30 protein-coding genes are annotated in these 26132 nt (G+C 66.2%); 25 read left to right on the top strand and 5 right to left on the bottom strand.

Annotated elements, in window-relative coordinates; translation table 11 throughout:
* Positions 1–11: 11 nt before the first annotated feature.
* The 21 genes from rpsL to GTZ97_RS13225 all read left to right on the top strand — a co-directional run bounded on the left by rpsL (position 12) and on the right by GTZ97_RS13225 (position 17640).
* The gene (rpsL, locus tag GTZ97_RS13325; protein WP_022979311.1) at positions 12–389 is read left to right on the top strand and encodes a 30S ribosomal protein S12; all 378 of its coding nucleotides are present in this window, start codon (positions 12–14) and stop codon (positions 387–389) included.
* 218 nt (positions 390–607) lie between these two features.
* Entirely contained in the window at positions 608–1078 is a 471-nt protein-coding gene (rpsG, locus tag GTZ97_RS13320) for a 30S ribosomal protein S7 (protein ID WP_161651140.1), read from the top strand.
* A gap of 84 nt (positions 1079–1162) precedes the next feature.
* Positions 1163–3268 carry an elongation factor G gene (gene fusA / locus GTZ97_RS13315; protein WP_161651139.1) on the top strand — a complete coding sequence of 702 codons (2106 nt, stop codon included), beginning with the start codon at positions 1163–1165 and terminating at the stop codon, positions 3266–3268.
* A 166-nt stretch (positions 3269–3434) separates the two neighbouring features.
* Positions 3435–4625: an elongation factor Tu gene (gene tuf / locus GTZ97_RS13310; RefSeq protein ID WP_161651138.1), complete on the top strand. Its 1191-nt coding sequence runs from the start codon at positions 3435–3437 to the stop codon at positions 4623–4625.
* Between the two features lie 78 nt (positions 4626–4703).
* Positions 4704–5015, top strand: a complete 312-nt coding sequence (gene rpsJ, locus GTZ97_RS13305; RefSeq protein ID WP_035037922.1) for a 30S ribosomal protein S10 — start codon at positions 4704–4706, stop codon at positions 5013–5015.
* 257 nt (positions 5016–5272) lie between these two features.
* A complete protein-coding gene (gene rplC, locus GTZ97_RS13300; protein ID WP_161651137.1) occupies positions 5273–5947 on the top strand; it encodes a 50S ribosomal protein L3 in 675 nt (224 codons plus the stop codon).
* Entirely contained in the window at positions 5947–6570 is a 624-nt protein-coding gene (gene rplD / locus GTZ97_RS13295; protein WP_161651136.1) for a 50S ribosomal protein L4, read from the top strand. Before rplC ends, rplD begins: the two co-directional genes overlap by 1 nt.
* Positions 6567–6881, top strand: coding sequence for a 50S ribosomal protein L23 (rplW, locus tag GTZ97_RS13290; RefSeq protein WP_161651135.1), 315 nt, complete (start codon positions 6567–6569; stop codon positions 6879–6881). Before rplD ends, rplW begins: the two co-directional genes overlap by 4 nt.
* Positions 6882–6883: 2 nt before the next feature.
* On the top strand, positions 6884–7708 hold the full coding sequence (gene rplB, locus GTZ97_RS13285) for a 50S ribosomal protein L2 (RefSeq protein WP_161651134.1): 825 nt from the start codon (positions 6884–6886) through the stop codon (positions 7706–7708).
* Between the two features lie 13 nt (positions 7709–7721).
* Entirely contained in the window at positions 7722–7997 is a 276-nt protein-coding gene (gene rpsS / locus GTZ97_RS13280; protein ID WP_161651133.1) for a 30S ribosomal protein S19, read from the top strand.
* A gap of 12 nt (positions 7998–8009) precedes the next feature.
* Positions 8010–8339, top strand: a complete 330-nt coding sequence (gene rplV, locus GTZ97_RS13275) for a 50S ribosomal protein L22 (RefSeq protein ID WP_161651132.1) — start codon at positions 8010–8012, stop codon at positions 8337–8339.
* Positions 8340–8354: 15 nt separating this feature from the next.
* Positions 8355–9209, top strand: a complete 855-nt coding sequence (rpsC, locus tag GTZ97_RS13270; RefSeq protein ID WP_161651131.1) for a 30S ribosomal protein S3 — start codon at positions 8355–8357, stop codon at positions 9207–9209.
* 2 nt (positions 9210–9211) lie between these two features.
* Positions 9212–9628 (top strand): 50S ribosomal protein L16, encoded by a 417-nt coding sequence (gene rplP / locus GTZ97_RS13265; protein ID WP_161651130.1) that lies wholly within the window; start codon positions 9212–9214, stop codon positions 9626–9628.
* A 24-nt stretch (positions 9629–9652) separates the two neighbouring features.
* Complete coding sequence (rpmC, locus tag GTZ97_RS13260) at positions 9653–9856, top strand: 50S ribosomal protein L29 (RefSeq protein ID WP_161651129.1); 204 nt, start codon at positions 9653–9655, stop codon at positions 9854–9856.
* Positions 9853–10128 (top strand): 30S ribosomal protein S17, encoded by a 276-nt coding sequence (gene rpsQ / locus GTZ97_RS13255; RefSeq protein ID WP_161651128.1) that lies wholly within the window; start codon positions 9853–9855, stop codon positions 10126–10128. Before rpmC ends, rpsQ begins: the two co-directional genes overlap by 4 nt.
* 123 nt (positions 10129–10251) lie before the next feature.
* On the top strand, positions 10252–10761 hold the full coding sequence (locus tag GTZ97_RS13250; protein ID WP_161651127.1) for a peroxiredoxin: 510 nt from the start codon (positions 10252–10254) through the stop codon (positions 10759–10761).
* 183 nt (positions 10762–10944) lie between these two features.
* Positions 10945–12057, top strand: a complete 1113-nt coding sequence (ald, locus tag GTZ97_RS13245; protein ID WP_161651126.1) for an alanine dehydrogenase — start codon at positions 10945–10947, stop codon at positions 12055–12057.
* A 70-nt stretch (positions 12058–12127) separates the two neighbouring features.
* Positions 12128–13633 (top strand): CoA-acylating methylmalonate-semialdehyde dehydrogenase, encoded by a 1506-nt coding sequence (locus GTZ97_RS13240; RefSeq protein ID WP_161651125.1) that lies wholly within the window; start codon positions 12128–12130, stop codon positions 13631–13633.
* Positions 13634–13889: 256 nt separating this feature from the next.
* The gene (locus tag GTZ97_RS13235) at positions 13890–15008 is read left to right on the top strand and encodes a 3-deoxy-7-phosphoheptulonate synthase (RefSeq protein ID WP_161651124.1); all 1119 of its coding nucleotides are present in this window, start codon (positions 13890–13892) and stop codon (positions 15006–15008) included.
* A gap of 116 nt (positions 15009–15124) precedes the next feature.
* Positions 15125–15790 (top strand): response regulator transcription factor, encoded by a 666-nt coding sequence (locus GTZ97_RS13230; protein WP_161651123.1) that lies wholly within the window; start codon positions 15125–15127, stop codon positions 15788–15790.
* A complete protein-coding gene (locus GTZ97_RS13225; RefSeq protein WP_161651122.1) occupies positions 15787–17640 on the top strand; it encodes a hybrid sensor histidine kinase/response regulator in 1854 nt (617 codons plus the stop codon). Before GTZ97_RS13230 ends, GTZ97_RS13225 begins: the two co-directional genes overlap by 4 nt.
* Here the strand turns inward: GTZ97_RS13225 and GTZ97_RS13220 are convergent.
* Together GTZ97_RS13220 and corA are read right to left on the bottom strand one after the other, a co-directional pair.
* On the bottom strand, positions 17592–18767 hold the full coding sequence (locus tag GTZ97_RS13220; RefSeq protein WP_161651121.1) for an MFS transporter: 1176 nt from the start codon (positions 18765–18767) through the stop codon (positions 17592–17594). The genes GTZ97_RS13225 and GTZ97_RS13220 overlap by 49 nt on opposite strands.
* A gap of 1 nt (position 18768) precedes the next feature.
* Entirely contained in the window at positions 18769–19728 is a 960-nt protein-coding gene (corA, locus tag GTZ97_RS13215; protein WP_161651120.1) for a magnesium/cobalt transporter CorA, read from the bottom strand.
* A 334-nt stretch (positions 19729–20062) separates the two neighbouring features.
* On the opposite strand from corA, the gene GTZ97_RS13210 reads away from it, so the two are divergent.
* From GTZ97_RS13210 to GTZ97_RS13195, 4 genes are all read left to right on the top strand, one after another.
* Complete coding sequence (locus GTZ97_RS13210; RefSeq protein WP_161651228.1) at positions 20063–20995, top strand: LysR family transcriptional regulator; 933 nt, start codon at positions 20063–20065, stop codon at positions 20993–20995.
* A gap of 87 nt (positions 20996–21082) precedes the next feature.
* Entirely contained in the window at positions 21083–22312 is a 1230-nt protein-coding gene (locus tag GTZ97_RS13205; RefSeq protein ID WP_161651119.1) for an acyl-CoA dehydrogenase family protein, read from the top strand.
* Positions 22313–22330: 18 nt separating this feature from the next.
* Positions 22331–23023, top strand: coding sequence for a histidine phosphatase family protein (locus GTZ97_RS13200; RefSeq protein WP_161651118.1), 693 nt, complete (start codon positions 22331–22333; stop codon positions 23021–23023).
* Between the two features lie 95 nt (positions 23024–23118).
* Positions 23119–24066: an alpha/beta fold hydrolase gene (locus GTZ97_RS13195; RefSeq protein ID WP_161651117.1), complete on the top strand. Its 948-nt coding sequence runs from the start codon at positions 23119–23121 to the stop codon at positions 24064–24066.
* 20 nt (positions 24067–24086) lie between these two features.
* On the opposite strand, the gene GTZ97_RS13190 is transcribed toward GTZ97_RS13195, so the two are convergent.
* Genes GTZ97_RS13190 through GTZ97_RS13180 form a run of 3 tightly spaced genes read right to left on the bottom strand, consistent with a single transcriptional unit; the run spans position 24087 to position 26116 of the window.
* Complete coding sequence (locus tag GTZ97_RS13190) at positions 24087–24461, bottom strand: response regulator (protein ID WP_161651116.1); 375 nt, start codon at positions 24459–24461, stop codon at positions 24087–24089.
* On the bottom strand, positions 24458–25747 hold the full coding sequence (locus GTZ97_RS13185; RefSeq protein ID WP_161651115.1) for an HD-GYP domain-containing protein: 1290 nt from the start codon (positions 25745–25747) through the stop codon (positions 24458–24460). The genes GTZ97_RS13190 and GTZ97_RS13185 overlap by 4 nt, the downstream gene beginning before the upstream one ends.
* A 3-nt stretch (positions 25748–25750) precedes the next feature.
* Positions 25751–26116, bottom strand: a complete 366-nt coding sequence (locus tag GTZ97_RS13180) for a response regulator transcription factor (protein WP_161651114.1) — start codon at positions 26114–26116, stop codon at positions 25751–25753.
* Positions 26117–26132 lie beyond the last annotated feature (16 nt).

The raw sequence follows: 26132 nt of genomic DNA, 5'->3' as shown, positions 1-26132 counted from the left end.
ACGGAATCAATATGCCAACCATCAACCAACTCGTGCGCCACGGCCGTCAGGTCGAGGTCACGAAGTCGAAGTCGCCTGCGATGCAGAACTGCCCGCAGCGCCGTGGCGTGTGCACCCGCGTGTACACCACCACCCCCAAGAAGCCGAACTCCGCGCTGCGTAAGGTCGCCAAGGTGCGCCTGACCAACGGTTTCGAGGTCATCTCGTACATCGGCGGTGAAGGCCACAACCTGCAAGAACACAGCGTCGTGCTGGTTCGCGGCGGCCGTGTGAAGGACTTGCCCGGTGTGCGTTACCACATCGTGCGTGGTTCGCTTGACCTGCAAGGCGTCAAGGACCGCAAGCAAGCCCGTTCGAAGTACGGCGCCAAGCGTCCGAAGAAGGCCTGATCGGCCTGAAGAGAACAAGAGTCGGTCCCCTTCATCGGCGTGTCATCAGAAAGTGGCAGGCTGGCGGAGAGAAGGCCGAGGTGGCGGCTCTGCCGGAATGGTCCGGACAGAACCGAGTAAGTGGGGTCTGGTGATCAGGCTCCGGATGCAGGCAAGCGAGCAATCGTCAAGGGTCCGCGAACCCGCCCGCATCAACTGAAGCATTGAAAGGAATCGAAATGCCTCGTCGTCGCGAAGTACCCAAGCGTGAAATCCTGCCCGATCCGAAGTTCGGATCGGTCGAGCTGTCCAAGTTCATGAACGTGATCATGGAATCCGGCAAGAAGGCCGTTGCAGAGCGCATCATCTATGGCGCCCTGGAGCAGGTCGAGACCAAGGCTGGCAAGGATCCGCTGGAGGTGTTCCACACCGCGCTGAACAATGTGAAGCCCGTCGTGGAAGTGAAGTCCCGCCGCGTGGGCGGTGCGAACTACCAGGTTCCCGTTGAAGTTCGCCCCTCCCGTCGCGTGGCCCTGGCCATGCGCTGGCTGAAGGAATCGTCGCGCAAGCGCTCGGAGAAGTCGATGGCCCAGCGTCTGGCCAACGAACTGCTCGAGGCCGCTGAAGGCCGCGGCGGCGCCATGAAGAAGCGCGACGAAGTGCACCGCATGGCCGAAGCCAACAAGGCCTTCTCGCACTTCCGTTTCTAATCCACCGTTTGCAGCCTGGCTGCAACCCGAGCGTCCGGACCGTGCTCTGCACGGCCGGCGCTTTGTCAAATCTGGAGTGACCACATGGCACGCAAGACCCCGATCGAGCGCTACCGCAATATCGGTATCTCGGCCCACATCGACGCCGGCAAGACCACCACGACCGAGCGCATCCTGTTCTACACCGGTGTGAACCACAAGATCGGTGAAGTGCACGAAGGCGCCGCCACCATGGACTGGATGGAGCAGGAGCAAGAGCGCGGCATCACGATCACCTCGGCTGCCACCACCTGCTTCTGGAAGGGCATGGACGCGTCCTACCCCGAGCACCGTTTCAACATCATCGACACCCCGGGCCACGTGGACTTCACCATCGAGGTGGAGCGCTCCATGCGCGTGCTCGACGGCGCCTGCATGGTGTACTGCGCCGTGGGTGGCGTGCAGCCCCAGTCGGAAACCGTCTGGCGCCAGGCCAACAAGTACAAGGTGCCTCGTCTGGCCTTCGTGAACAAGATGGACCGCACCGGTGCCAACTTCTTCAAGGTCTATGACCAGATGCGCACCCGCCTGAAGGCCAACCCCGTGCCCGTGGTGATCCCCATCGGCGCGGAAGAAAACTTCCAGGGCGTGGTCGATCTGCTGAAGATGAAGGCCATCATTTGGGATGAGGCCTCGCAAGGCACCAAGTTCACTTACGAAGACATCCCCGCCAACCTGGTGGAAGATGCCAAGAAGTGGCGTGAGAACATGATCGAAGCCGCGGCCGAGGCCTCGGAAGAGCTCATGAACAAGTACCTCGAAGAGGGTGACCTCACCGAGGACGAGATCAAGCTGGCTCTGCGCACCCGCACCATCAACGTCGAAATCCAACCGATGCTGTGCGGCACCGCCTTCAAGAACAAGGGCGTGCAGCGCATGCTCGACGCCGTGATCGACTACCTGCCTTCGCCGGTGGACATCCCCCCGGTGTCGGGTACCGACGAAGACGACCAGCCCGTCAGCCGCAAGGCCGACGACGCCGAGAAGTTCTCGGCCCTGGCGTTCAAGCTGATGACCGACCCGTATGTCGGTCAGCTGACCTTCGTGCGCGTGTACTCGGGCGTGCTGAACTCGGGCGACTCGGTCTACAACCCCATCAAGGGTAAGAAAGAGCGCATCGGCCGTATCCTGCAGATGCACGCCAACCAGCGTGAAGAGATCAAGGAAATTCTGGCCGGCGACATCGCTGCGTGCGTGGGCCTGAAGGACGTGACCACCGGCGAAACGCTGTGTGATCCGGATGCCGTGATCACCCTCGAAAAGATGGTGTTCCCCGAGCCCGTGATCGCGCAGGCCGTGGAGCCCAAGTCCAAGGCTGACCAGGAAAAGATGGGCATCGCCCTGTCGCGCCTGGCTGCTGAAGACCCCTCGTTCCGCGTGCGCACCGACGAAGAATCCGGTCAGACCATCATCGCCGGCATGGGCGAGCTGCACCTGGAAATCATCGTCGACCGCATGAAGCGTGAGTTCGGTGTGGAAGCCAACGTGGGTAAGCCGCAAGTGGCTTACCGCGAAACCATCCGCAAGACGGTTACCGAAGTCGAAGGCAAGTTCGTGCGTCAGTCGGGCGGTAAGGGTCAGTACGGCCACGTCGTGCTGACCGTCGAGCCGCTGGAACCCGGTGGCAAGGGCTTCGAGTTCGTCGACGAGATCAAGGGCGGTGTGGTGCCTCGTGAGTACATCCCCGCGGTGGAAAAGGGCATCATCGACACCCTGGGTTCGGGCGTGCTGGCCGGCTACCCCGTGGTCGATGTGCGTGTTCGCCTGACCTTCGGTTCGTACCACGACGTGGACTCGAACGAAAACGCGTTCAAGATGGCCGCGTCGATGGGCTTCAAGGAAGGCTGCCGCCGCGCCAACCCCGTGATCCTCGAGCCAATGATGGCCGTGGAAGTGGAGACGCCGGAAGACTACGCCGGTACCGTGATGGGCGACCTGTCGTCCCGCCGCGGCATGGTGCAGGGCATGGACGACATGGTTGGCGGTGGCAAGGTCATCAAGGCCGAAGTGCCGCTGTCGGAAATGTTCGGCTACTCGACCTCGCTGCGTTCGGCCACGCAAGGCCGCGCCACGTACACGATGGAGTTCAAGCAGTACGCTGAAGCTCCGAAGAACGTGGCCGACGCGATCATCAGCGCACGCGCTAAGTAATTGATGCGTCACAGGCCGGGTGGTAGCATCCGGCCTCCTGATTTTTTTGCTGGTCTTCGGCGCCGCCTCAGGCTTGTGTCTGGTGCGGTGGGCCTGCTGCCCATGGCAGGCCTGTGCTGGAAACCTAAAACATGCATGGGCAACTGTTCTTTGTTTGGAGCAAACAATGGCAAAAGGTAAATTCGAACGGACCAAGCCGCACGTGAACGTGGGCACGATCGGTCACGTTGACCACGGCAAGACCACGCTGACGGCTGCGATCGCGACCGTGCTGGCCTCGAAGTTCGGCGGCGAAGCCAAGGCGTACGACCAGATCGACGCAGCGCCTGAAGAAAAGGCCCGTGGCATCACCATCAACACCGCACACGTTGAGTACGAGACGGCCAACCGCCACTACGCTCACGTGGACTGCCCCGGCCACGCCGACTACGTGAAGAACATGATCACGGGTGCCGCCCAGATGGACGGCGCCATTCTGGTGTGCTCGGCCGCTGACGGCCCGATGCCCCAGACGCGTGAGCACATCCTGCTGAGCCGCCAGGTGGGCGTGCCCTACATCATCGTCTTCCTGAACAAGGCTGACATGGTGGACGACGCCGAGCTGCTGGAGCTGGTGGAAATGGAAGTGCGCGAGCTGCTGAGCAAGTACGACTTCCCTGGCGACGACACCCCGATCATCAAGGGTTCGGCCAAGCTGGCGCTGGAAGGCGACAAGGGCGAGCTGGGCGAGCAGGCCATCATGAAGCTGGCCGAAGCACTGGACACCTACATCCCCACGCCTGAGCGCGCTGTGGACGGCACCTTCCTGATGCCTGTGGAAGACGTGTTCTCGATCTCGGGCCGCGGCACCGTGGTGACCGGCCGTATCGAGCGCGGCGTGATCAAGGTTGGCGAAGAAATCGAAATCGTCGGCATCAAGGCCACGCAGAAGACCACCTGCACGGGCGTGGAAATGTTCCGCAAGCTGCTGGACCAAGGTCAAGCTGGCGACAACGTGGGCATCCTGCTGCGCGGCACCAAGCGTGAAGACGTCGAGCGTGGTCAGGTGCTGTGCAAGCCGGGTTCGATCACCCCGCACACGCACTTCACGGGCGAGATCTACGTGCTGAGCAAGGACGAAGGCGGCCGTCACACGCCGTTCTTCAACAACTACCGTCCGCAGTTCTACTTCCGCACCACCGACGTGACCGGCTCGATCGAGCTGCCGGCCGACAAGGAAATGGTGATGCCGGGTGACAACGTGTCGATCACCGTCAAGCTGATCGCCCCGATCGCCATGGAAGAAGGTCTGCGCTTCGCCATCCGTGAAGGCGGCCGCACCGTCGGCGCCGGCGTGGTTGCCAAGATCCTCGACTGATTCTGCATGACACGAGCCTGACGCCGGGCCAGCGCCCGGCGCAGGCGTCATCGCTCTTTAATTCAAAGGAAGTGTGTCATGGCACAACAGAAGATCCGCATTCGCCTGAAGGCCTTCGATTACAAGCTGATCGACCAGTCGTCGGCTGAAATCGTCGAGACCGCCAAGCGCACTGGCGCCATCGTCAAGGGCCCCGTGCCCCTGCCGACTCGCCTGCAGCGTTTCGACATCCTGCGTTCGCCGCACGTCAACAAGACCTCGCGCGACCAGTTCGAGATCCGCACCCACCAGCGTCTGATGGACATCGTCGACCCCACCGACAAGACGGTCGACGCCCTGATGAAGCTGGATCTGCCCGCTGGCGTGGACGTCGAGATCAAGCTGCAGTGATCAAGGCCGGCCTTGGCCGGTTGCACGCAGCACAGGCCGCCTTCGGGCGGCCTTTTTCATGGCGGAGTTCGCAGATGCTTGCGCGCCGGGATTGGGCCTGCTATGATCGCGAGCTTTCCCGCATGTTGGTCGGAGTGCGTGCGCATTCGTGCGTCGTGCCGGCCGGACGGCGGGAAGGGATGAGCCCCCGGCCAATCGTTGTCGGGTGTGTGTAAATGGCCCCGATCCAGCGCATGGACGGGGCTGGAGAAAAAACCATGAGTCTTAGCAATCGCCTCGGATTGCTGGGCCGCAAGGTTGGCATGATGCGCATCTACACGGACGACGGCGATGCTGTGCCCGTGACGGTGCTGGACGTGTCCAACAACCGCGTGTCCCAGGTCAAAACCGTTGAGACCGACGGCTACACCGCCGTTCAGGTGGTGTTCGGTGCCCGCAAGGCATCGCGCGTCACCAAGCCCGAAGCCGGTCACCTGGCCAAGGCTGGCGTCGAAGCCGGCGAAATCTCGCGTGAATTCCGCGTGACCGCCGATGTCGCCGCCGAACTGAAGGCTGGCGCCACCATCGCGCCCGCTTCGCTGTTCCAGGCTGGCCAGAAGGTCGACGTGCAGGGCACCTCGATCGGTAAGGGCTTCGCCGGCACCATCAAGCGCCACAACTTCGGTTCGCAACGTGCGTCGCACGGTAACTCGCGTTCGCACAACGTTCCGGGCTCCATCTCGATGGCCCAGGATCCTGGCCGCGTGTTCCCGGGCAAGAAGATGACCGGCCACATGGGCGTGGACACCGTGACCACCCAGAACCTCGACATCGTGCGCGTTGACGAAGCCCGTCAACTGCTGCTGGTCAAGGGCGCTGTTCCCGGCTCGAAGGGCGGTTTCGTGACCGTTCGTCCCGCCGTGAAGGTCAAGATCAAGAAAGGAGCCAACTGATGGCACAGCTGGAACTCCTGAACGAGCAGGGTCAGGCCGCCTCCAAGGTGGAAGCCGCTGACGCCGTGTTCGGCCGTGACTACAACGAAGCGCTGATCCATCAGATCGTGGTGGCCTACCAGGCCAATGCCCGCCAAGGCACCCGCGCTCAGAAGGACCGTGAGCAGGTCAAGCACACCACGAAGAAGCCGTGGCGTCAAAAGGGCACCGGTCGTGCCCGCGCCGGTATGTCGTCTTCGCCGCTGTGGCGTGGCGGCGGTCGGATCTTCCCGAACCTGCCCGACGAAAACTTCACCCAGAAGGTCAACAAGAAGATGTACCGCGCCGGCATGGCCGCCATCTTCTCGCAGCTGGCCCGTGAAGGCCGCCTGGCCGTGGTGGACTCGATCTCGGTCGAAGCCCCCAAGACCAAGCTGCTGGCCGCCAAGCTGAAGGCCATGAACCTGGACCACGTGCTGGTCATCGCCGACAACGTCGACGAGAACCTGGCGCTGGCCTCGCGCAACCTCCCCAACGTGCTGGTGGTTGAGCCCCGTTACGCCGATCCCCTGTCGCTGGTCTTCTACAAGAAGGTCCTGGTGACCAAGGGCGCGATCGAAAAGCTGCAGGAGATGTTCGCATGAGCACTCTGAAATTCGATGAAAGCCGCCTGCTGCAGGTGCTGGTCGCTCCGATCATCTCGGAGAAGGCCACCGCTGCCGCCGAGACCCGCGGCCAAGTGCTGTTCAAGGTGCTGCGCGATGCCACCAAGCCCGAGATCAAGGCCGCTGTCGAGCTGCTGTTCAAGGTCGAAGTGAAGTCGGTGCAAGTCCTGAATCAGAAGGGCAAAGTCAAGCGCTTCGGTGGCCGCATCGGCCGTCGCGACCATGCCAAGAAGGCTTTCGTGAGCCTGAAGGACGGTCAGGAGCTGAACTTCTCCGGGGAGGCCGCGTAATCATGGCTGTCGTCAAACTCAAACCGACCACGCCCGGCCAGCGCGCCGTGGTGAAGGTGGTGCACAAGCATCTTCACAAGGGTGAAGGCTACGCACCGCTGCTGGAGCCCCAGAAGCAGAATTCTGGCCGCAACAACAACGGTCACATCACGGTTCGCCACAAGGGCGGTGGTCACAAGCACCACTACCGCGTGGTCGACTTCCGTCGCAACAAGGATGGCATCCCCGCCAAGGTGGAGCGCATCGAGTACGACCCCAACCGCACGGCCCACATCGCCCTGGTGTGCTATGCCGACGGCGAACGTCGCTACATCATTGCGCCCCGCGGCCTGGAAGTCGGTGCCACCATCCTGAGCGGCTCGGAAGCGCCGATCAAGACCGGCAACACCCTGCCCATCCGCAACATCCCCGTGGGTTCGACCATCCACAACATCGAGCTGCTGCCTGGCAAGGGCGGTCAGATCGCGCGTTCGGCTGGTACGTCTGCCGTGCTGATGGCCCGTGAAGGCACCTACGCGCAGGTTCGCCTGCGCTCGGGTGAGGTTCGCAAGATCCACATCGAATGCCGCGCCACCCTGGGTGAAGTGAGCAACGAAGAGCACAGCCTGCGTCAATACGGCAAGGCCGGCGCCATCCGCTGGAAGGGCATCCGCCCGACCGTCCGTGGTACCGCCATGAACCCGATCGACCACCCGCACGGTGGTGGTGAAGGCCGTACTGGTGAAGGTCAGGCCCCTGTGTCGCCGTGGAACACGCTGACGAAGGGCTACCGCACCCGCAACAACAAGCGCACGCAGACGTTCATCGTTTCGCGTCGCAAGAAGTAAGAGGTAGGCTGAAATGGCTCGTTCTCTGAAAAAGGGTCCCTTCGTGGATCATCACCTGCTGGCCAAGGTTGAGAAGGCTGTGTCCAACAAGGACAAGAAGCCCGTCAAGACCTGGTCGCGTCGTTCGACCATCCTGCCTGAGTTCATCGGCCTGACCATTGCTGTGCACAACGGCAAGCAGCACGTGCCCGTGTACATCCAGGACCAGATGGTTGGCCACAAGCTCGGCGAGTTCGCCCTGACCCGGACATTCAAGGGTCACCCTGGCGACAAGAAAGCCAAGAAATAAGGAGCAGCTGCGATGGAAACGAAAGCAATCGTTCGCGGCGTTCGTCTGTCGGTCGACAAGGGTCGACTGGTGGCCGATCTCATCCGTGGCAAGAAGGTGGATCAGGCCCTCAACATCCTGAACTTCACCCAGAAGAAGGCCGCTGGCATCGTCAAGAAGGCCCTGGAGTCCGCGATCGCCAACGCCGAGCACAACGACGGCGCTGACATCGACGAACTGAAGGTCAAGACCATTTATGTGGAACAAGGTCCCACGCTGAAGCGTTTCACTGCCCGCGCCAAGGGCCGTGGCAACCGCATCAGCAAGCCGACCTGCCACATCTATGTGACCGTGGGCAACTGAGCGAGAGGCTGACAAATGGGACAGAAAATCCACCCAACCGGCTTCCGCCTGGCCGTCACCCGCAACTGGGCATCGCGTTGGTACGCCACCAACCGCAACTTCGCCTCGATGCTGGCTGAGGACCTGGAAGTCCGCGAATTCCTGAAGAAAAAGCTCAAGAACGCGGCTGTGTCGCGCATCTTGATCGAGCGCCCCGCCAAGAGCGCCCGCATCACCATTTTCTCGGCACGTCCGGGCGTGGTGATCGGCAAGAAGGGCGAGGACATCGAGAACCTGAAGGTCGAACTGGCTCGCCGGCTGAACTGCCCGGTGTCGGTGAACATCGAAGAAGTGCGCAAGCCCGAAGTCGATGCCCAGCTGATCGCCGATTCGATCACCCAGCAGCTCGAAAAGCGCATCATGTTCCGCCGCGCCATGAAGCGCGCGATGCAGAACGCCATGCGTCTGGGCGCTCAGGGCATCAAGATCATGTCGTCGGGCCGTCTGAACGGCATCGAAATCGCCCGTACCGAGTGGTACCGTGAAGGCCGTGTGCCCCTGCACACCCTGAAGGCCGACATCGACTACGGCTTCTCCGAAGCACAGACCACCTATGGTGTGATCGGTGTGAAGGTGTGGGTCTACCGTGGCGACCGCCTGGCCAATGGCGAGGCTCCGGTGCTCAAGGGTGACGACCGCGAAGATGACCGCCGCAACCGCCGTGGCCCCCGCAGCGACCGTCCGAACGATCGCCGTGGTCCGCGTGGTGGTGGCCGTGGCGCCCCGCGCGCTGACGGCGCGCCGGCCGATGGCAGCGACAAGGCTGCCGCCGCTGGTGCCGGTGCCCGCGTTCGCAAGGCAGCACCTGCTGCCGAAGCGAAAGGAGAATAAACATGTTGCAACCTAATCGTCGCAAGTTCCGCAAGGAACACAAGGGCCGCAACACCGGCCTGGCCACGCGCGGCGCAGACGTGTCGTTCGGCGAGTACGGCCTGAAGGCCACCGAGCGTGGTCGTCTGACTTCGCGTCAGATCGAAGCCGCCCGTCGTGCGATCTCCCGCCACGTCAAGCGTGGTGGCCGCATCTTCATCCGCGTGTTCCCCGACAAGCCGATCTCCCAGAAGCCTGCCGAAGTGCGGATGGGTAACGGCAAGGGTAACGTGGAGTACTACGTGGCTGAAATCACGCCCGGCAAGGTGCTGTACGAGATCCAGGGTGTGCCCGAGCAACTCGCTCGCGAAGCCTTCAAGCTGGCCGCTGCCAAGCTGCCGCTGTCCACGACCTTCGTGGGCCGCGAGTTTGGTATCTGATTGACGCGCAAGGAGAAAACAGACATGGCAAAAGCCTCTGAACTGCGCGCCAAGGATGTGGCCGCACTCGAAACCGAAATCAAGGAACTGTTGAAGTCGCACTTCAACCTGCGCATGCAGCGTGCGACCCAGCAGCTCCAGGACAGCTCGGCTCTGAAGAAGACCCGTCGCGACATCGCTCGCGCCCGGACGATTCTGACCGAGAAGAAGCAAGGAGCCGCCAAATGACGGAAGCCCAAACCCGCGCCAAGGTGGTCCGCAGCCTGGTCGGCAAGGTCGTCTCTGACGCCCGCGACAAGACCGTGACCGTGCTGGTCGAGCGCCGTGTGAAGCACGAGCTCTACGGCAAGATCGTGGCCAAGTCGGCCAAGTACCACGCCCATGACGAAAAGAACGAGTTCAAGCTCGGCGATGTCGTCGAAATCGTGGAAAGCCGTCCGCTGTCCCGTACCAAGAACTGGGTTGTATCGCGTCTGATCGAGAAGGCCCGTTCGGCCTGATCGCGACGTGTTCGCCCCGATGCGGGCGGGGGCAATGCCCTTGCCACGCATCCGAGAAACCGGTTGTCCAGTGATACTGGCAGCCGGTTTTTTTATTTGTCCTCACTTTTTCAGGAGTGCCCCATGACCATCCAGGTTGGAGACCGGCTGCCCGCCGTGACCTTGTTCGAGTACATCGACGTGCCCAGCGAGGGTTGCAGCCTCGGCCCCAATCCGGTGGCCGTGGCCGATGCCGCCAAAGGCAAGACGATTGCGCTGTTCGGGCTGCCGGGGGCGTTCACGCCCACGTGTTCCGCCCAGCATGCGCCCGGCTACATCGCGCAGGCCGACGCACTGCGCGCCGCAGGTGTCGACGAGATCTGGTGCGTGTCGGTCAACGATGCCTTCGTGATGGGCGCCTGGGGGCGTGAGCTCAAGGCGGCCGGCAAGGTGCGCATGCTGGCAGACGGCAGCGCGGAGTTTGCCAAGGCCACGGGCCTGACGCTGGACCTGGGCGCCAAGGGCCTGGGCCTGCGTTCGGGCCGCTACGCCATGCTGGTCAAGGACGGCGTGGTCAGCATCCTGAACAACGAGCAGGGCGGTGGCCTGGCCGTGAGCGACGCTGACACGTTGCTCAAGCAGCTCAAGGGCTGAACCTCAAACGGAGTCGGGATCGCCTGCGCATCCGGCGGCATGCCCGGCCGGATGCCAACGTTGCCACATTGAAGCGGCTCTTGTGGTGGCGCCGCCATGGCCTCAAGGCTTGCGCATGTGCACGCCGTCCCGCGCCGCGCTAGCATGAGCCCATGGCTCTGGTCGGGCCGCAGGAGGGTCACCATGCGTGTGGGCGTTCCGAAGGAAACAAAGGCCCGGGAGCACCGGGTGGGGCTGGTGCCGGCCAGCGTGCGCGAGTTGGTCCAGCGCGGCCACGCGGTCTGGGTGCAGGCGTCAGCGGGTGCGGGCATCGGTGCCAGCGATGCGGACTACGAGGCCGCGGGCGCGCGCATCGTAGCCGAGGCCGAGGGGCTGTGGCGCGAAGCCGAGCTGGTCGTGAAGGTCAAGGAGCCGCAGCCGGCCGAGCGCGCCTGGCTGTCGTCTGGCCAGTTGCTGTTTTGCTACCTGCACCTGGCGCCAGACGTGCCCCAGACCGATGACCTGTTGCGCAGTGGTGCCAGCGCGATTGCCTACGAGACCGTGACGCAGCCGCAGGGTGGCCTGCCGCTGCTGGCGCCCATGTCGGAGGTGGCCGGCCGCCTGTCGGTGCAGGCGGGCGCGCACTGCCTGCTGGCCCATCAGGGCGGTCGCGGCGTGTTGCTTGGCGGCGTGCCGGGTGTGGCACCCGCGTCGGTGGTGGTGTTGGGCGGCGGCATGGTGGGCACGCATGCCGTGGCCATGGCCCTGGGCCTGGGTGCGCGGGTCACGGTGCTCGATCGCAGTGTCGACGCCTTGCGCCGCCTGTGGATGCAGTTCGGTCCGGCGCTGCAGACGGTCTATGCCACGCAGGAGGCGGTCGAGCAGGCCTGCATGCAGGCCGATCTGGTGATTGGCAGCGTGTTGATCCCGGGCGCGGCGGCGCCGAAGTTGATCACGCGCGATCTGGTGCGGCGCATGCGGCCCGGCGCGGTGATTGTCGATGTCGCCATTGACCAGGGCGGCTGCAGCGAGACGTCACAGCCCACCACGCATGACGCGCCGACCTATGTGGAAGAAGGCGTGGTGCATTACGCGGTGACCAACATGCCCGGCGCGGTGCCACATACCTCGACCCATGCGCTGAACCACGCCACCCTGCCGTATGTGCTGCGGCTGGCCGATCAAGGACTGGCAGCGCTGCGCGAAGACGCGCACTTCCGTGCGGGGCTCAATGTGCACGCGGGGCAGGTGACGCATGCGGCGGTGGCGCGCGCACAAGGGCGGGTGCACACCGAGGCGCTGGACGCGCTGGCCTGAGCCCGTCGTGGCCGCGGTGGGTGGGGTGCGAGGTGCGCCGTGCGGGCGCGGGTGGCGCTAGCATGGCGCCATGAGCAGTCCATACCGCATTCACCATGTCATCGGCGGCCAGGTGGTGCCGTCCACGTCGGGCCGCACCGCCCCCGTCTACAACCCCGCCACCGGCCAGGTCCAGGGCCTGGTGGATCTGGGCTCGGCGGCCGAGCTCGATGCGGCCGTGCAGGCGGCGAGGCGTGCGTGGCCGGCCTGGGCGGATCAGCCGCCGCTGGCGCGAGCGCGGGTCATGCAGCGCCTGCTGGCGCGCCTGCGCGAAGGCGCCGACGAGCTGGCGCGCGTCATCGTGCGCGAGCATGGCAAGACGCTGCCCGACGCGCAGGGCGAGGTAGCACGCGCCATCGAGGTGGTGGAGTTCGCTTGCGGCATCCCGCAGCTGCTCAAGGGCGAGTACACCGAGCAGGTGGCGCGCGGCATCGATGCGTGGTCGGTGCGCCAGCCGCTGGGCGTGGTGGCCGGCATCACGCCGTTCAACTTCCCGGCCATGGTGCCCATGTGGATGATCCCGATGGCCTTGGCCTGCGGCAACGCCTTCATCCTCAAGCCGTCCGAGCGCGACCCTTCAGCGTCGCTGCTGTTGGCGCGCTGGCTGCATGAGGCCGGTGTGCCCGATGGGCTGTTCAGCGTGGTGCAGGGCGACCGCGAGGTGGTCGACGCCATCCTGGCCCACCCGCAGATCGCCGCGGTGAGCTTTGTGGGCTCCACCCCGGTGGCCGAACACATTTATGCCGAAGGCGCGCGCCATGGCAAGCGGGTGCAGGCGCTGGGCGGGGCCAAGAACCACCTGGTGGTGATGCCCGATGCCGATCTCGACCAGGCGGTCGAGGCGCTGATGGGCGCGGCCTATGGTTCAGCCGGCGAGCGCTGCATGGCGATCTCGGTGGCGGTGGCCGTGGGCGACGTGGCCGATGCGCTGGTGGCCCGCCTGGCCGAGCGGGTGCGGGCCATGCGCGTGGGCGAGGGCCACCAGCCCGATGCCGACATGGGCCCGCTGATCACCGCGGCGGCATGCGAGCGCATTGCGGCCAGCATTGCGCAAGGGGTGGGCGGGGGCGCGGTGCCAGTGGTCGATGGCCGCGTCCTGCGGGTGGCGGGCTATGAGCAGGGCTTTTTCCTTGGGGGTACCTTGCTGGATCACGTCACGCCCGAGATGGGCGTCTACCGCGACGAGCTCTTCGGGCCGGTGCTGTGCGTGGTGCGCGTGCCAGACGTGGCGGCGGCGGTGCGGCTGATCCACGCGCATCCGTATGGCAACGGCGTGGCGCTCTTCACGCGCGATGGGGGCACGGCGCGCGCCTTCGTGCGCGAGATCGACGTGGGCATGGTGGGGGTGAACGTGCCGCTGCCGGTGCCCATGGCCTTCCACAGCTTTGGCGGCTGGAAGCGCAGCCTCTTTGGCGACCACCATGCCTATGGGCCCGAGGGCGTGCGCTTCTACACGCGGGCCAAGGCGGTGATGCAGCGCTGGCCCGATGGCCCGGCCACGCCAGGCGGCAGCTTTGCGTTTCCGTCCAGTGCGTGACGGGCGGGGCGCGCGCATGGGTGGGTATGGCCTATGGCGCCAATCGACACGCTGTATCGCCGCGGCCGTCGGGGCCGTGCTACATTTAGCAGCATGCAGACGACGGTTCGCTTTTATTTTGGCCACTTTCATCTCCAGCCCGACACCGGCGCAGGAGTGGTCAACGTTTGAGTGAACCACGCCAGATCCTGAAAACCGCCGGAGCCCTCCGGCGGTTTTTTTTCGACCGACCCGACCCGCAACAGGAAGACGCCCCATGACCGCCAAATCCAGCGCCGCCGCCGGCTGGGTTCCGCCCGCCGACAAGACCTCGCAGACCGATGACGAGCGCATCCGCAACGTCACGCCGCTGCCGCCGCCCGAGCACCTGATCCGCTTCTTCCCGATCCGCGGCACGGCCATCGAGACGCTGGTGGCCGGCACGCGCAAGGCGATCCGCCGCATCATCGCCGGCAAGGATGACCGCATGCTGGTCATCATCGGCCCGTGTTCGATCCACGATCCGGCCGCCGCCATCGAGTACGCCAAGCGCCTGTTGCCGCTGCGCGAGCGCTACGCCGACACGCTGGAAGTGGTGATGCGCGTGTACTTCGAGAAGCCCCGTACCACCGTGGGCTGGAAGGGCCTGATCAACGACCCGTATCTGGACGAGAGCTTCAAGATCGACGAAGGCCTGCGCATCGCGCGCCAGTTGTTGGTCGAGATCAACCGCCTGGGCATGCCGGCGGCCAGCGAGTTCCTCGATGTGGTCTCGCCGCAGTACATCGGTGACCTGATCAGCTGGGGCGCCATCGGCGCGCGCACGACCGAAAGCCAGGTCCACCGCGAACTGGCCTCGGGCATCTCGGCGCCCATCGGCTTCAAGAACGGCACCGACGGCAACATCAAGATCGCCACCGACGCCATCCAGGCTGCGGCCCGCCCCCACCACTTCCTGTCCATCCACAAGAATGGCCAGGTCGCCATTGTCGAGACCGCCGGCAACCCGGATTGCCACGTGATCCTGCGCGGCGGCAAGGCACCGAACTACGACGCGGCCAGTGTCGAGGCCGCTTGCAAGGACCTGGAGGCCGCCAAGCTGCACCCCTCGCTGATGGTCGATTTCTCGCACGCCAACAGCTCCAAGCAGCACGAGCGCCAGGTGGTGGTGGCCGAAGACATCGCCGCTCAGGTCAGCGGCGGTTCGAAGAAGGTGTTCGGCGTGATGGTCGAAAGCCACCTGTGCGGCGGTGCCCAGAAGTTCACGCCTGGCAAGGACGACCCGGCCAAGCTGGCTTACGGTCAGTCCATCACCGACGCCTGCATCGGCTGGGACGACTCCGAGAAGGTGCTCGAGATCCTGTCCAAGGCGATCCAGGCGCGTCGCGCGCGCTGAGCGTCGGCGGCCAAGGTTCCCCCTGATGGGGGGATCTGCGGCGCTGGCGCCATTCGTCCAGCGCCGCCTCCCCCGCCAGTGGGATACTCGCGGGCGTAGTCAATCTTGCGTCGTGCATGTCCTTGTCGAGGCCCCATTTCCTGCTGGTGGATGACCATGCCCTGTTCCGCATGGGGCTGCACCAACTGCTGGCTGACCGCTGGCCCGAAGCCAGCGTGAGCCAGGCCGTGTCGTGGGCGGGCGCGATGGCGCATCTGGGCGCGTCGACGCAAGCGGGTGCCACGGACGTGGTGCTGCTGGATGTGCGGCTTCCGGATGCGGATGCCCTGGATCACCTTGATGCGTTGCGCGCCGTGGCGCCACAGGCGCTGGTGATCCTGATGTCGGCAGACAGCCGGCCGGAACGCGTGGCGCGGGCTCGTGAGGCCGGCATGCGCGGCTGGATCCCCAAGTCGGCCACGGGCCAGCAGATCATCGCGGCGCTGGAATCGGTGCTGGCCGGCGGGCTGGCCTATGCCAGCGTGCCGTATGAGGCCCTGAATGTGGCCGCGCAGACCCCGGCCGCGCGCGCCGCCGAGCGGCCAGACGCCTTCTCTGATCGGCAGCGCGACATCCTGCGCATGCTGGGCCGTGACATGCCCAACAAGGCCATTGCCCGGCAGCTCGGTGTCAGCGAAACCGAGGTGCGGGTCGAGGTCTCCTGGCTGACCGAATGGCTGGAAGCCACCAGCCGGCGCGAAGCCTATGCGGCCGCGGTGGCCCGCGGCGTGCTGGACGCATGAGCCCGGGGGCCGCCTGGCGGCAGGCCCTGCGCATCAAGGGGCAGCCCAACCTGCCGGCGCAAATGGCGCTGATCGACCGCAACATGCCGGTGGCGCTGTGGGGCACGGTGGTGGTGGCCTGGCTGTCTGGCATTACCTTCTGGCTGGCGCTGGGGCACAGCAATGTCTGGTTCTGGACGCTGTGGGTCACGCTGGTGGGCGGTACGGGCCTGCTTCTGCGCGGCCGTTTCGCCCCCGCCCTGGCCACCATGCAGGGAGCCCTGCGCTATGCGCGGGCGTCGCGGGTGTTGTGGGCCGTGATGGGCTTGAGCTGGGGGCTGCTGGCCTGGCTGCATGTCCGCCCTGAGCAGCCGGCCTCCACCAGCCTGGTGCTGGGCATGGTGGCCGGGCTGGCGTCGGCGGGGCTGGCGGTGTTCGGGCCGTCGTGGCCGATTGCGATGGGCTTCTGGCTCAGCTGCGCGCTCACGACGGCGGCTGGCCTGCTCGCGGTGCAGGATGCGGTGCACATGGCCCTGGCTGGCGGGGTGCTGGTCTACCTCGCGGCCATGACGGTGTACTCGTACCACACGGCGCAAGCCGCCCAGCGCAGCATCGAGCTGCACCGTGACAACGAGGCGCTGGTCAGCCAGCTGCGTGACCAGACCCTGCGGGCCCAGGCCGCGCGCCAGCTCGCCGAGGAGGCCACGGCCGAGGCCGAAGCGGCCGACCGGGCCAAGACGGTGTTCCTGGCGTCGGTCAGCCATGACCTGCGCCAACCGCTGCACGCTGCGGGGCTGTTCATCGGTGCTTTGTCGGCCATGGGCCTGCAGGGGCGTTCGGCCCATCTGTTGCATCAGGTGGCCGCTGCGCACACGGCGGCCGCCGAGATGCTGAACACGTTGCTGGACTTCTCGCGCGTCGAGGCCGGCGCGGTTCAGCCCGATCCGCGCCCATTTGCCTTGCAGCCCATGCTGCACCGGCTGGTGCAGGAACTGGCGCCCTGGGCCGAAGAGAAGGGGTTGGCCCTGCGCCTGCGCGACACGCGCTTAACCGCCCGGGCCGATCCGGCGCTGGTCGAGATGATGGTGCGCAACCTGCTGCTCAACGCGATCCGCTACACCGACCGCGGCGCCGTGCTGCTGGCCTGTCGCAGCCGGGGTGAGCAGGTCTGGGTCGAGGTGTGGGACACGGGGGTCGGCATCCCTCGGCATCAGCAGGAAGCCATCTTTCGCGAGTTTCACCAACTGGGCAACCCGGAGCGCGACCGGCGCAAGGGCATGGGGCTGGGTCTGGCCATTGTGCAGGGGCTGGCCCGTCTGATGGCCTTGCCGGTGGCGCTGTCATCGGTGCCTGGCCGGGGCTCGGTGTTTCGCATCGGTCTGCCCGCGGCGGCGCCCACCGTGTACGACGAGCCGGGGCCGGTGCCCCTGGCTGGTGCGCTGGCTGGCCTGAAGGTGATGCTGGTCGACGACGATGAGGCTGTGCGCCGGGCCATGGCCGAGCTGCTGACCGACTGGGGCTGCTGGTGCGAAGTGGTCGATGGGCTGGAGCCAGCACTGGCCTGCCTGCTGCGCTTCGAGCCCGATGTGTTGCTGTGCGACCATCGCTTGAGCGGCGAGCGCAGCGGCGTGCAGGTGGTGGAGCGGATTTGGGCGCAGTTGCGGCGGCGTGTGCCTTCGGCGCTGGTGACGGCGGACACGGCTGGCGAGCGCCTGCGCGAGGCGCAGTGCTCTGGACTCATGCTGCTGCACAAGCCGGTGTCGGTGAGCCAGTTGCATGCCGCCCTGCTGGCACTGGGCGGGCGAGCGCCGGCGGCCGTGGCTCAGCCGCGCGAGGGCGCAGGGTCGTCCGCACCGCCCGCGTCCGGCTGAGCCGGCCGCATCCACCACAGGCTGGCGGCCAGCAGCGCCAGCCACCCGCTCTGACCGAGCACCCCATGGTGGTCGATCATCCAGCCGCTGACCAGTGGTCCGACGGCGCCGCCCGCGGTGTAGCCGGCGATCATGGCGGATGTGCCAGCCAGCGCCGAGGTGTGTGCAAAGTCGTGTGCGACGCGGATCATGCTCAGCGTGTAGAGCGCGCCGCCCACGGCCCCCCACAGCGCCGCGCAGATCCAGAACAGCGCAGGCCAGCCGGGCGCTTGCGACAGCATCAATGCGCTGGCGAACAGCCCCGCCGAGGCGATGCCGAACAGGCGCTGCACCGGCAGGCGGTCAGCCAGCCAGCCCGTCGGGTATTGCAGCAGGAAGCTGCCCATGCCCAGCGCGCCGGCGATCGATGCGGCGGCCGCCAGCGTCAGCCCCAGGCCGGAGCCATGCGCCACGGTCACCGAGCCCAGCCCCACCTCGAACACGCCGCCCACCACCGCCGCCCACACCAGCGAGGGCGCCAGCCGGCAGGCCGACCACAGGCCCATGTGGGCGTGGGTGTCGTGCATGGCCTTGAGGTGCAGCACTGCCGGTTGCAGGGCGAGCGCCAGGGCCACGGCCAGGCAGGCCGCCGCCAGCGCGTTGGCCTCGCGGGCGTCGAGCCCGGCCAGTGCGGGCAGGAAGGGGCCCAGCGCCATGCCCGCGCCCAGCAGCGTCTGGTACAGCCCGGTGAGGCGCCCCCGGTGTGTGGCCGGCACGTTGTGCGCAATCAGCGCCTCGGTGGCATTCCACGCGGCGGCGGCGCCCAGGCCGGCCATGAGGCCCAGGGCACACCACAGGCCGAAGTGGTCGGTCAGCAGGTAGCCCAGACAGGCCAGCAACTCCAGCAGCAGGCCCAGTCGGTAAGCGCGGCCCACCCCGATGCGGCGAAACAGCCCCGGCACCAGCGGCACGAGGGCGGCGATGGCCACGAAGGGCAACGTGGCGAACAAGCCGATCGCGGTGCTGCTGGCGCCCGCCGTCTGCAGGCGCACGGCCAGCACCGGGTTGAGCAGGCTGAAACTCAGCACCACCAGCGTGGTGGCAGCCATGACCCGGGCCAGCCCCGGCGGCAGCGACAGCGTGCTCACCTCAGTTCAGCCAGCCCTTGCGACGGAAGTACCAGAACGGCGTGACGATGGACAGCAACATCAGGCCCAGCGCGGCCGGGTAGCCCCATTTCTGGCTGAGTTCGGGCATGTGCTGGAAGTTCATGCCATAGATGCTGGCGATCAGCGTGGGCGGCAGCAGCGCCACCGAGGCCACGGAGAAGATCTTGATGATCTTGTTCTGGTTGATGTTGATGAAGCCGACGGTGGCGTCCATCAGGAAGTTGATCTTGTCGAACAGAAAGGCCGTGTGGCTGTCCAGCGAGTCGATGTCGCGCAGGATCTGGCGGGCCTCCTCGAACTGGTCAGCGTTGAGCATGCGTGCGCGCATCATGAAACTCACGGCGCGGCGTGTGTCCATGGCGTTGCGACGGATGCGGCCGTTCAAGTCCTCCTGTCGGGCGATGGCGGCCAGCGCTTCGGCCGCGGCCTCGTCGTTGATCTGGTCCTTGAGCACCCGACGGCTGACGGTTTCCAGTTCGTCGTAAATGCCTTCGAGCGTGTCGGCCGAGTACTCGGCATCGGCGTCGTACAGCTTGAGCAGCACGTCCTTGGCGTCGTCGATCAGCGCCGGGATGCGCCGCGCGCGCATGCGCAGCAGCCGGAAGACAGGCAGGTCTTCCCTGTGGACCGAAAACAGCACGTTGTCGTGCAGGATGAAGGCCACCCGCACGTTACGGGGCGAGTCGTGGTCGTCGATCAGGAAGTCGGAGCGGATGTGGATGGCGCCGTCTTCTTCATAGAAGCGTGCGGATTCTTCAAGGTCGTCGTCGATGATGTCGCCTGGGATGACCAGGCCGAAATGCACGGCGATCCAGCCTTTTTCTTCGGGTGTCGGGTCTTCCAGGTCGACCCAGATCGGCTTGGACGGGGTCAGGCCGTCCAGGCTCTCGATCTCTTCCTGAAACAACCGGCCGTTGGCCAGCGTGAACACGTTGAGCATGGGTTCTCCAGCGCAATGCAGGGGCCGGCAACGCGCAGGTCGGCCTCGCAGCGGGTGTCGGGGGGTGTAGTGGTTGCCGCCCCCTCCCGCATGCGCCCGGGCCGCGCGTCACGGCGCGGCGGCGGGGTGGCACCGGGGCCGCTGGCTCAAGGCGCGGTGCGGGTGGCCCGGTGGCTGGAGTGGGCGGTCACCAAGGGTGACTGTCCAAGGTGTGTGCTCCGAAGTGCCGATGGCTCGGCTCATGACGTGATTATGGCGCGGCCTGGCGGCCTGTGTCGCGTAAACAGGCCGGTCAGGGCGGTCAAATGTGCGCCGGTGTATGGTTCACACCATGCTGCCTTCGTTTTCGCGCCTCGATCTCAACCTCTTTCGCGTGATGGACGCGGTGTATGCGCACGGCGGCATCTCCGGCGCCGCCCGCCACCTGCACCTGAGCCAGCCGGCGGTCAGCCATGCACTGGCGCGATTGCGTCGCATCTGGGGCGACCCGCTGTTCGTGCGTCAGGGCAACCAGATGGTGCCCACCGAACTCACCCGGCGGGTGATCGGTGAGGTGCAGGCCCACCTGCGCGGGCTGCAGTCGGTGCTGGCACAGGCGGGCCACTTTGATCCGGCCACGCTGGACATGACGCTGCGCCTGGGCATGCGCGACGTGTTGGAAGCCATCACCCTGCCGCCGCTGGTGACGCGGTTGACCGAACTGGCACCCCGCCTGCGCCTGGCCAGCGTGCGCGTGCCGCGCGAGGCGCTGGAGCGCAGCCTGACGCAGGGCGAGGTGGACCTGGTCATCGACCGGCAGCGACGCGTGGCCGGGCGCATCCGCGGCGAGCATCTGGCCGACGAGCGGCTGTCGGTGCTGCTGCGCCGAGGCCACCCCTTGTGCCGCCGCATGGATGTCGCAAGCTACTTCGCCAGCCGCCACGTGATGGTGACGCTGCAGCCCGAGCAGCCCGACCCGCTGCAGGCGGTGTGGTCGGCCCATGGCCTGGGCGAGCGCGACGTGATCCTGCGCTGTCAGCATTACTTTGCGGCCGCCAATGTGGTGGCCCACAGCGACGCGTTGCTGACCTTGCCTCACACCTACGCCGAGCAACTGACCCGTGCCCTGCCGCTGGCGGTGTGCGACCTGCCGCTGGCGGTGCCGCCCATTGGCATCTGGATGTACTGGCATGCCGACCGCGAGGCCGACCCGGTTCACCGCTGGATGCGCGAGAGCGTCGCCCGTGGCGCCCGTGATGCCATGCATGGCGCGCATGACTTGGAATGAAAATTCATCATTTGATGCAGGAGTGTGTGGGGCGTAGCATGGGGTGATTGACATCGCACAGCGGCGCTGCCGCCACAGGAGACAGCCATGGACTTCCAGCCCAGTGAACGCGCCCGGAGCTATGCCCAGCGGGTGCGCGCCTTCATTGACGAGCGCATCGCCCCGGTCGAGGCCCAACACTGGAAAGAGATCCACGAGGCGCGCCATGGCGGCGACTGGACGCAGTGGCAGATCCCGGCTCGCGTCGAAGAACTCAAGGCGCAGGCCAAGGCCGAGGGCCTGTGGAACCTGTTCCTGCCCGATGCCGACCTGGCCCCGGGCCTGAGCGTGCTGGAGTACGCCTTCAGTGCCGAGCAGACCGGTCGTTCGATGATGGCGCCCGAGATCTTCAACTGCAATGCGCCTGACACCGGCAACATGGAGGTGCTGTGGAAGTACGGCAGCGCCGAGCAGAAGGCGCAGTGGCTGACCCCGCTGCTCAACGGCGAGATCCGCTCGGTGTTCTTCATGACCGAGCCCGATGTGGCCTCGTCGGACGCCACCAACATGGCAGCCACCGCCGTGGTTGAGGGCGACCACATCGTGCTCAATGGCAAGAAGTGGTGGTCGTCGGGCGTGGGTGACCCACGCTGCAAGATCGGCATCTTCATGGCCGCCACGCCCAATGCCGATGCGGGCCGCCATGGTCAGCACTCCATGGTGCTGGTGCCGCTGGATGCCCCCGGCGTCGAGATCAAGCGCATGCTGCCCGTCTTCGGCGAATACGACGAGCCGCATGGCCATGGCGAGGTGCACTTCACCAACGTGCGTCTGCCGCTGAGCAACGTGATCGCAGGGCCGGGCCGGGGCTTCGAGATCGCTCAAGGGCGCCTGGGCCCGGGCCGCATCCATCACTGCATGCGCTGCATTGGCGCAGCCGAGAAGGCGCTGGAGCTGGCCATCGAGCGTGGCTTGAAGCGCGTGGCCTTTGGCAAGCCCATCATCAACCTGGGTGGCAACCGCGAGCGCATTGCGGAGTGCCGCCTGGCCATCGACCAGGCTCGGTTGCTCACGCTGCAGGCTGCATGGAAGATCGACAACCTGGGCGTGATGAGCGCGCTCACCGACGTCTCGGCCATCAAGGTGGTGGCGCCGTCGATGCTGCAGCAGGTGGTCGACTTCGCCATCCAGATCCATGGTGGCATGGGCGTCTCGCATGACACGATGCTCACGGCCTTCTTCAACCAGGCCCGTTCGCTGCGCCTGGCCGACGGCCCCGATGAAGTCCACAAGGGCATGATCGCCCGGCTGGAGCTGATGAAGTACGGCGCCAAGTGAAGGCGGGCAAGGTCTGAGATGGGTGCGCTTTACCTGATCCGCCACGGCCAGGCGTCGTTTGGCAGCCAGAACTACGATGCGCTGTCGCCGGTGGGCCACCAGCAGGGCTACGCCGTGGGGCAGGCGCTCAAGGCCCGCGGCGTCGCGCCTGAGGTGGCTGTTGCCGGCACCATGCAGCGGCACCAGGAAACGGCGCGCGCGGCGCTGTCGGCCATGGCGCTGGACGTGCCGATGCAGTTGCACGCCGGCGTCAACGAGTTCGACCACGAGAACGTGATCGAGGTCGCCGAGCCGCGCTATGCCGACAAGGCCGTGATGATGGCCGAGATGGCCGCCAGCGGCGACCCGCGCCGGGCCTTTCAGACCTTTTTTCAGGATGCCGTGGCCCGCTGGGTGGGCGGCAACCACGATGCCGAGTACGCCGAACCGTGGTCGGCCTTCAAGTTGCGCTGCGTGGCGGCGCTCGACGAGCTGGTCAGGCAGACACCGGCCAAGGGCCACCTGGTGGTCTTCACCTCGGGGGGCGTGATCAGCGTGGTGTGCGCCCATCTGCTGGGCCTGCACGACAGCCAGGCCTTCACCATCAACTGGACGCTGGCCAACGCCGGCATCACCAAGATCAATGTGGGCCGCGACGGGCTGCACCTGCTGTCGGTCAACGAGCACGCCCATGTGGAAGGCACACAGCCTTCGCTGCTGACCTACCGCTGAGCGTCAAGCCGGGTGACGCCGACGTTTGGCCGAGTGCGCTTCGAGCGTCAGCAGGCCACAATCGGGGCTTCTTTCACACAAAGAGGGCCGCTGAGATGAGCAGGTGGGTGAAGATCGTGGGCGGGGCCGTGCTGGCCCTGGGTGTGCTGGCCGGTGCGGGCGTCGCGATGTCGTGGGCGCCAGACCGGCCGGTGGACACGTTGACCGCGCGCTGGGCGCCTGCGCCGTCGCAGTTTGTGCAGGTGATGGGCATGAATGCGCACCTGCGCGATGAAGGCCCGCGTGACGACCCGCAGCCCATCGTGCTGCTGCACGGCACGTCGGCCAGCCTGCACACCTGGGACGGCTGGACGGAGGCGCTCAAGGGCCAGCGCCGCGTGATCCGCATGGACCTGCCAGGCTTCGGCCTGACCGGCCCCATGCCCGATGGTGACTACCGCCTCACGCGCTACGTCGAATTCGTGGTCGCGTTGATGGACCAATTGGGCGTGCAGCAGGCGGTCGTGGCGGGCAACTCGTTTGGCGGTAACCTGGCCTGGAAGCTGGCGGTCGACCACCCTGCGCGCGTGAGCAAGCTGGTGTTGGTGGATGCCGCCGGTTATCCCTACGATGCCCAGTCCGTACCGATTGGCTTCAAGATCGCCCAGATTCCAGCCTTGCGCCCGCTGATGCAGAACACGTTGCCGCGCAGCATGATCGAATCCAGCGTGCGCAATGTGTACGGCGACCCGAGCAAGGTCACGCCCGAGCTGGTTGACCGTTACTACGAGCTGACCTTGCGCGCGGGCAACCGCGCGGCACTGGGCGAGCGCTTCCGCCAGAGCCCGGGTGGCGAGTTCGCGGCGCAGATCCCGCAGATCAAGCAGCCGACGCTGATCATCTGGGGCGGCCAGGACCGGCTGATTCCGCCCAACAACGCCGACCAGTTCCAGCGCGACATCGCGGGCAGCCGCGTGGCCTTGTTTGACGGCCTGGGCCACGTGCCACACGAGGAAGATCCGGCGGCGACGGTGGCGGCGGTGCAGGCGTTTCTGGCACCCTGATCAGCGCTGGTGAGCGCGGTTCAGAGGGGGCAGACCCGTTGCACCGCCTCGATCAGCTGCGAGGGCGAAAACGGCTTGGTGATCCAGGCGGCAATCGCCAGTTCGGTGTGGGCGGGATGGCGCTCGGACGCCTCCGTGGTGAGCATCATCACGGGCACCCCGGTGTGACCGGACGCGCGGAGGTGTCGCACGAACGCCAGCCCGTTCATGCCCGGCATGTTCAGGTCGCACACGATCAGATCCAGCGGGCGGCCGTCCAGCAAGGTGCAGGCCTCTTCGGCGCTGGCCGCTTCGTCCACCTCATAGCCCCAGCGCTGCAGCGCGACCTTGACCACGACGCGGAAGCTGCCCGAGTCGTCGACCACCAGAACGCGGGGCGAGGTGGCGGCGCTCATGCGGTGCCTCCCGTGCCCGGGTCAGCGTCGAAGAAATAGGTCGTCCGCACCCGTGGCGCAAGGTAGCTGCGCTCGGCTTCCTCGAGTTGTTCGGGCCGCAGCGCTCGAGCGACCGACAACTCGGGGGCATGTTCCAGGTCGCACACCAGCGCCTCGTGCTTGGGCACGCCCGGGTCGTGGATGAGCACCACCGGCCTCAAGGGCTTGCTGGTGTTCACTGACACCACGATGGCGCGCTGCCCGCTCGAGAGCTGCACCACCGTGCCCGGCGGGTACACGCCCATGCACCGAACAAAGGTGTTCAGCACCAGGGGGTCGTACAAGCCGCTGTGCTGGCTGAACATGGCCGAGAGCGCTTCATGCGCCGTTAGTGCGCGCGACACCACAGCCGGGTTACACGCCTCGTCGAAGGTGTCGACCACCGCGAGGATGCGCGACATCAGCGGCAACTGCGCCAGATTGAGCCCTGCCGGGTAGCCGGTGCCATCGGCCCGCTCGTGGTGCTGGCCAATGGCGTGCACGGTCTCCGGCGCGAGGCCCAGCTTTTGGGCCAGCTGCATGCTGTGCTCAACATGCTGCTGCATCAGCTGCTGCTCGGCGCGTGTCCAGGGGTCTGCCTTGCGGCGGATCCGATCGGGCACGTCGAGTTCGCCAATGTCGTGGAACAGGGCGGCGAGTCCCACGCCCTGGATGAGGCGGGCAGGCGCCTTCAGCTGTCGCGCCACCATCATGCCCAGCAGGGCCACGTTGAGCCCATGGCTGTAGACGTCCTCGCCGCCGACCTTGTCGGCCATGAGCTGGAGCGACACATCGGCTTCCACCAGCATCGATTCGGCCAGGTTGGCGATCAGCTGGTCGGCGTCTGCCCGAACCTGTTGTGGCTGGCTGAATACGCGCTGACTGAAGCTGCGCACGGTGCCGGCGGCGCTGGCCAGCTGCTGCTCGCAGGCGGACATGCGGGCGCGCTGAGCACGAAGCCGGGCGAGGTGGCGCGCTTGGGTGGCGGCGTCGGCGGGCGCGACGGTTGCGCCCGCTCGCCCGGGGACACGCTCCTTGGTGTCGGGACCGGAGGGGGCCTCGGCTGGGGCGCAGTCACTGCGCTCGGGCGAGTAACGGATGCGCGCCAGTCCCAGCTTGCGGACCGCTTCCACCTGTTCCGGCTTGCGCAGCTTGAAGCTGGAGAACGCAAAGGGGTGGGCTGACCAGGGCAGGTCGAGATGGATGTACAGCCCGACGCACAGCTGGGCCGGGGTGAGGTATGTCTCCGCTTCGACTGCGTCGCCCATGGCTCAGCTCAGCTGGCGGTTGACCACTTCGAGCAACTGCTTGGGGCTGAAGGGCTTGGTCAGATAGCCGTCGCCACCCGACTGCTTGCCCTGGCGCTTGTCGGCGTCTTGTCCCTTGGCACTCAGAAAGACCACCCTGGTGGCGCGCAGGCGGGGGTCGCCCTTGATGCGGTCACATACCGCAAAGCCGTCGAGGTGGCCCGGCATCATGATGTCCAGCAGCACCAGATCCGGCTGCAGGCGGTTGGCCAGATCCAGGCCCACATCGCCATTTTCCGCCTCGTGGATGTCCAGGTCCTCGATCTCCAGCGTCATGCGAATCAACTCGCGTATGTCGGCCTGGTCTTCGACGATCAGCACGCGCTTCATGGGGCATCCGTTTCAT

This window comes from Aquabacterium fontiphilum (assembly GCF_009909205.1).
In the GTDB taxonomy this organism is placed as follows: Bacteria; Pseudomonadota; Gammaproteobacteria; order Burkholderiales; family Burkholderiaceae_C; genus Aquabacterium; species Aquabacterium fontiphilum.
Note: the sequence above shows the minus strand (reverse complement) of the source record. Positions and strands in the feature narration are given on the sequence as shown.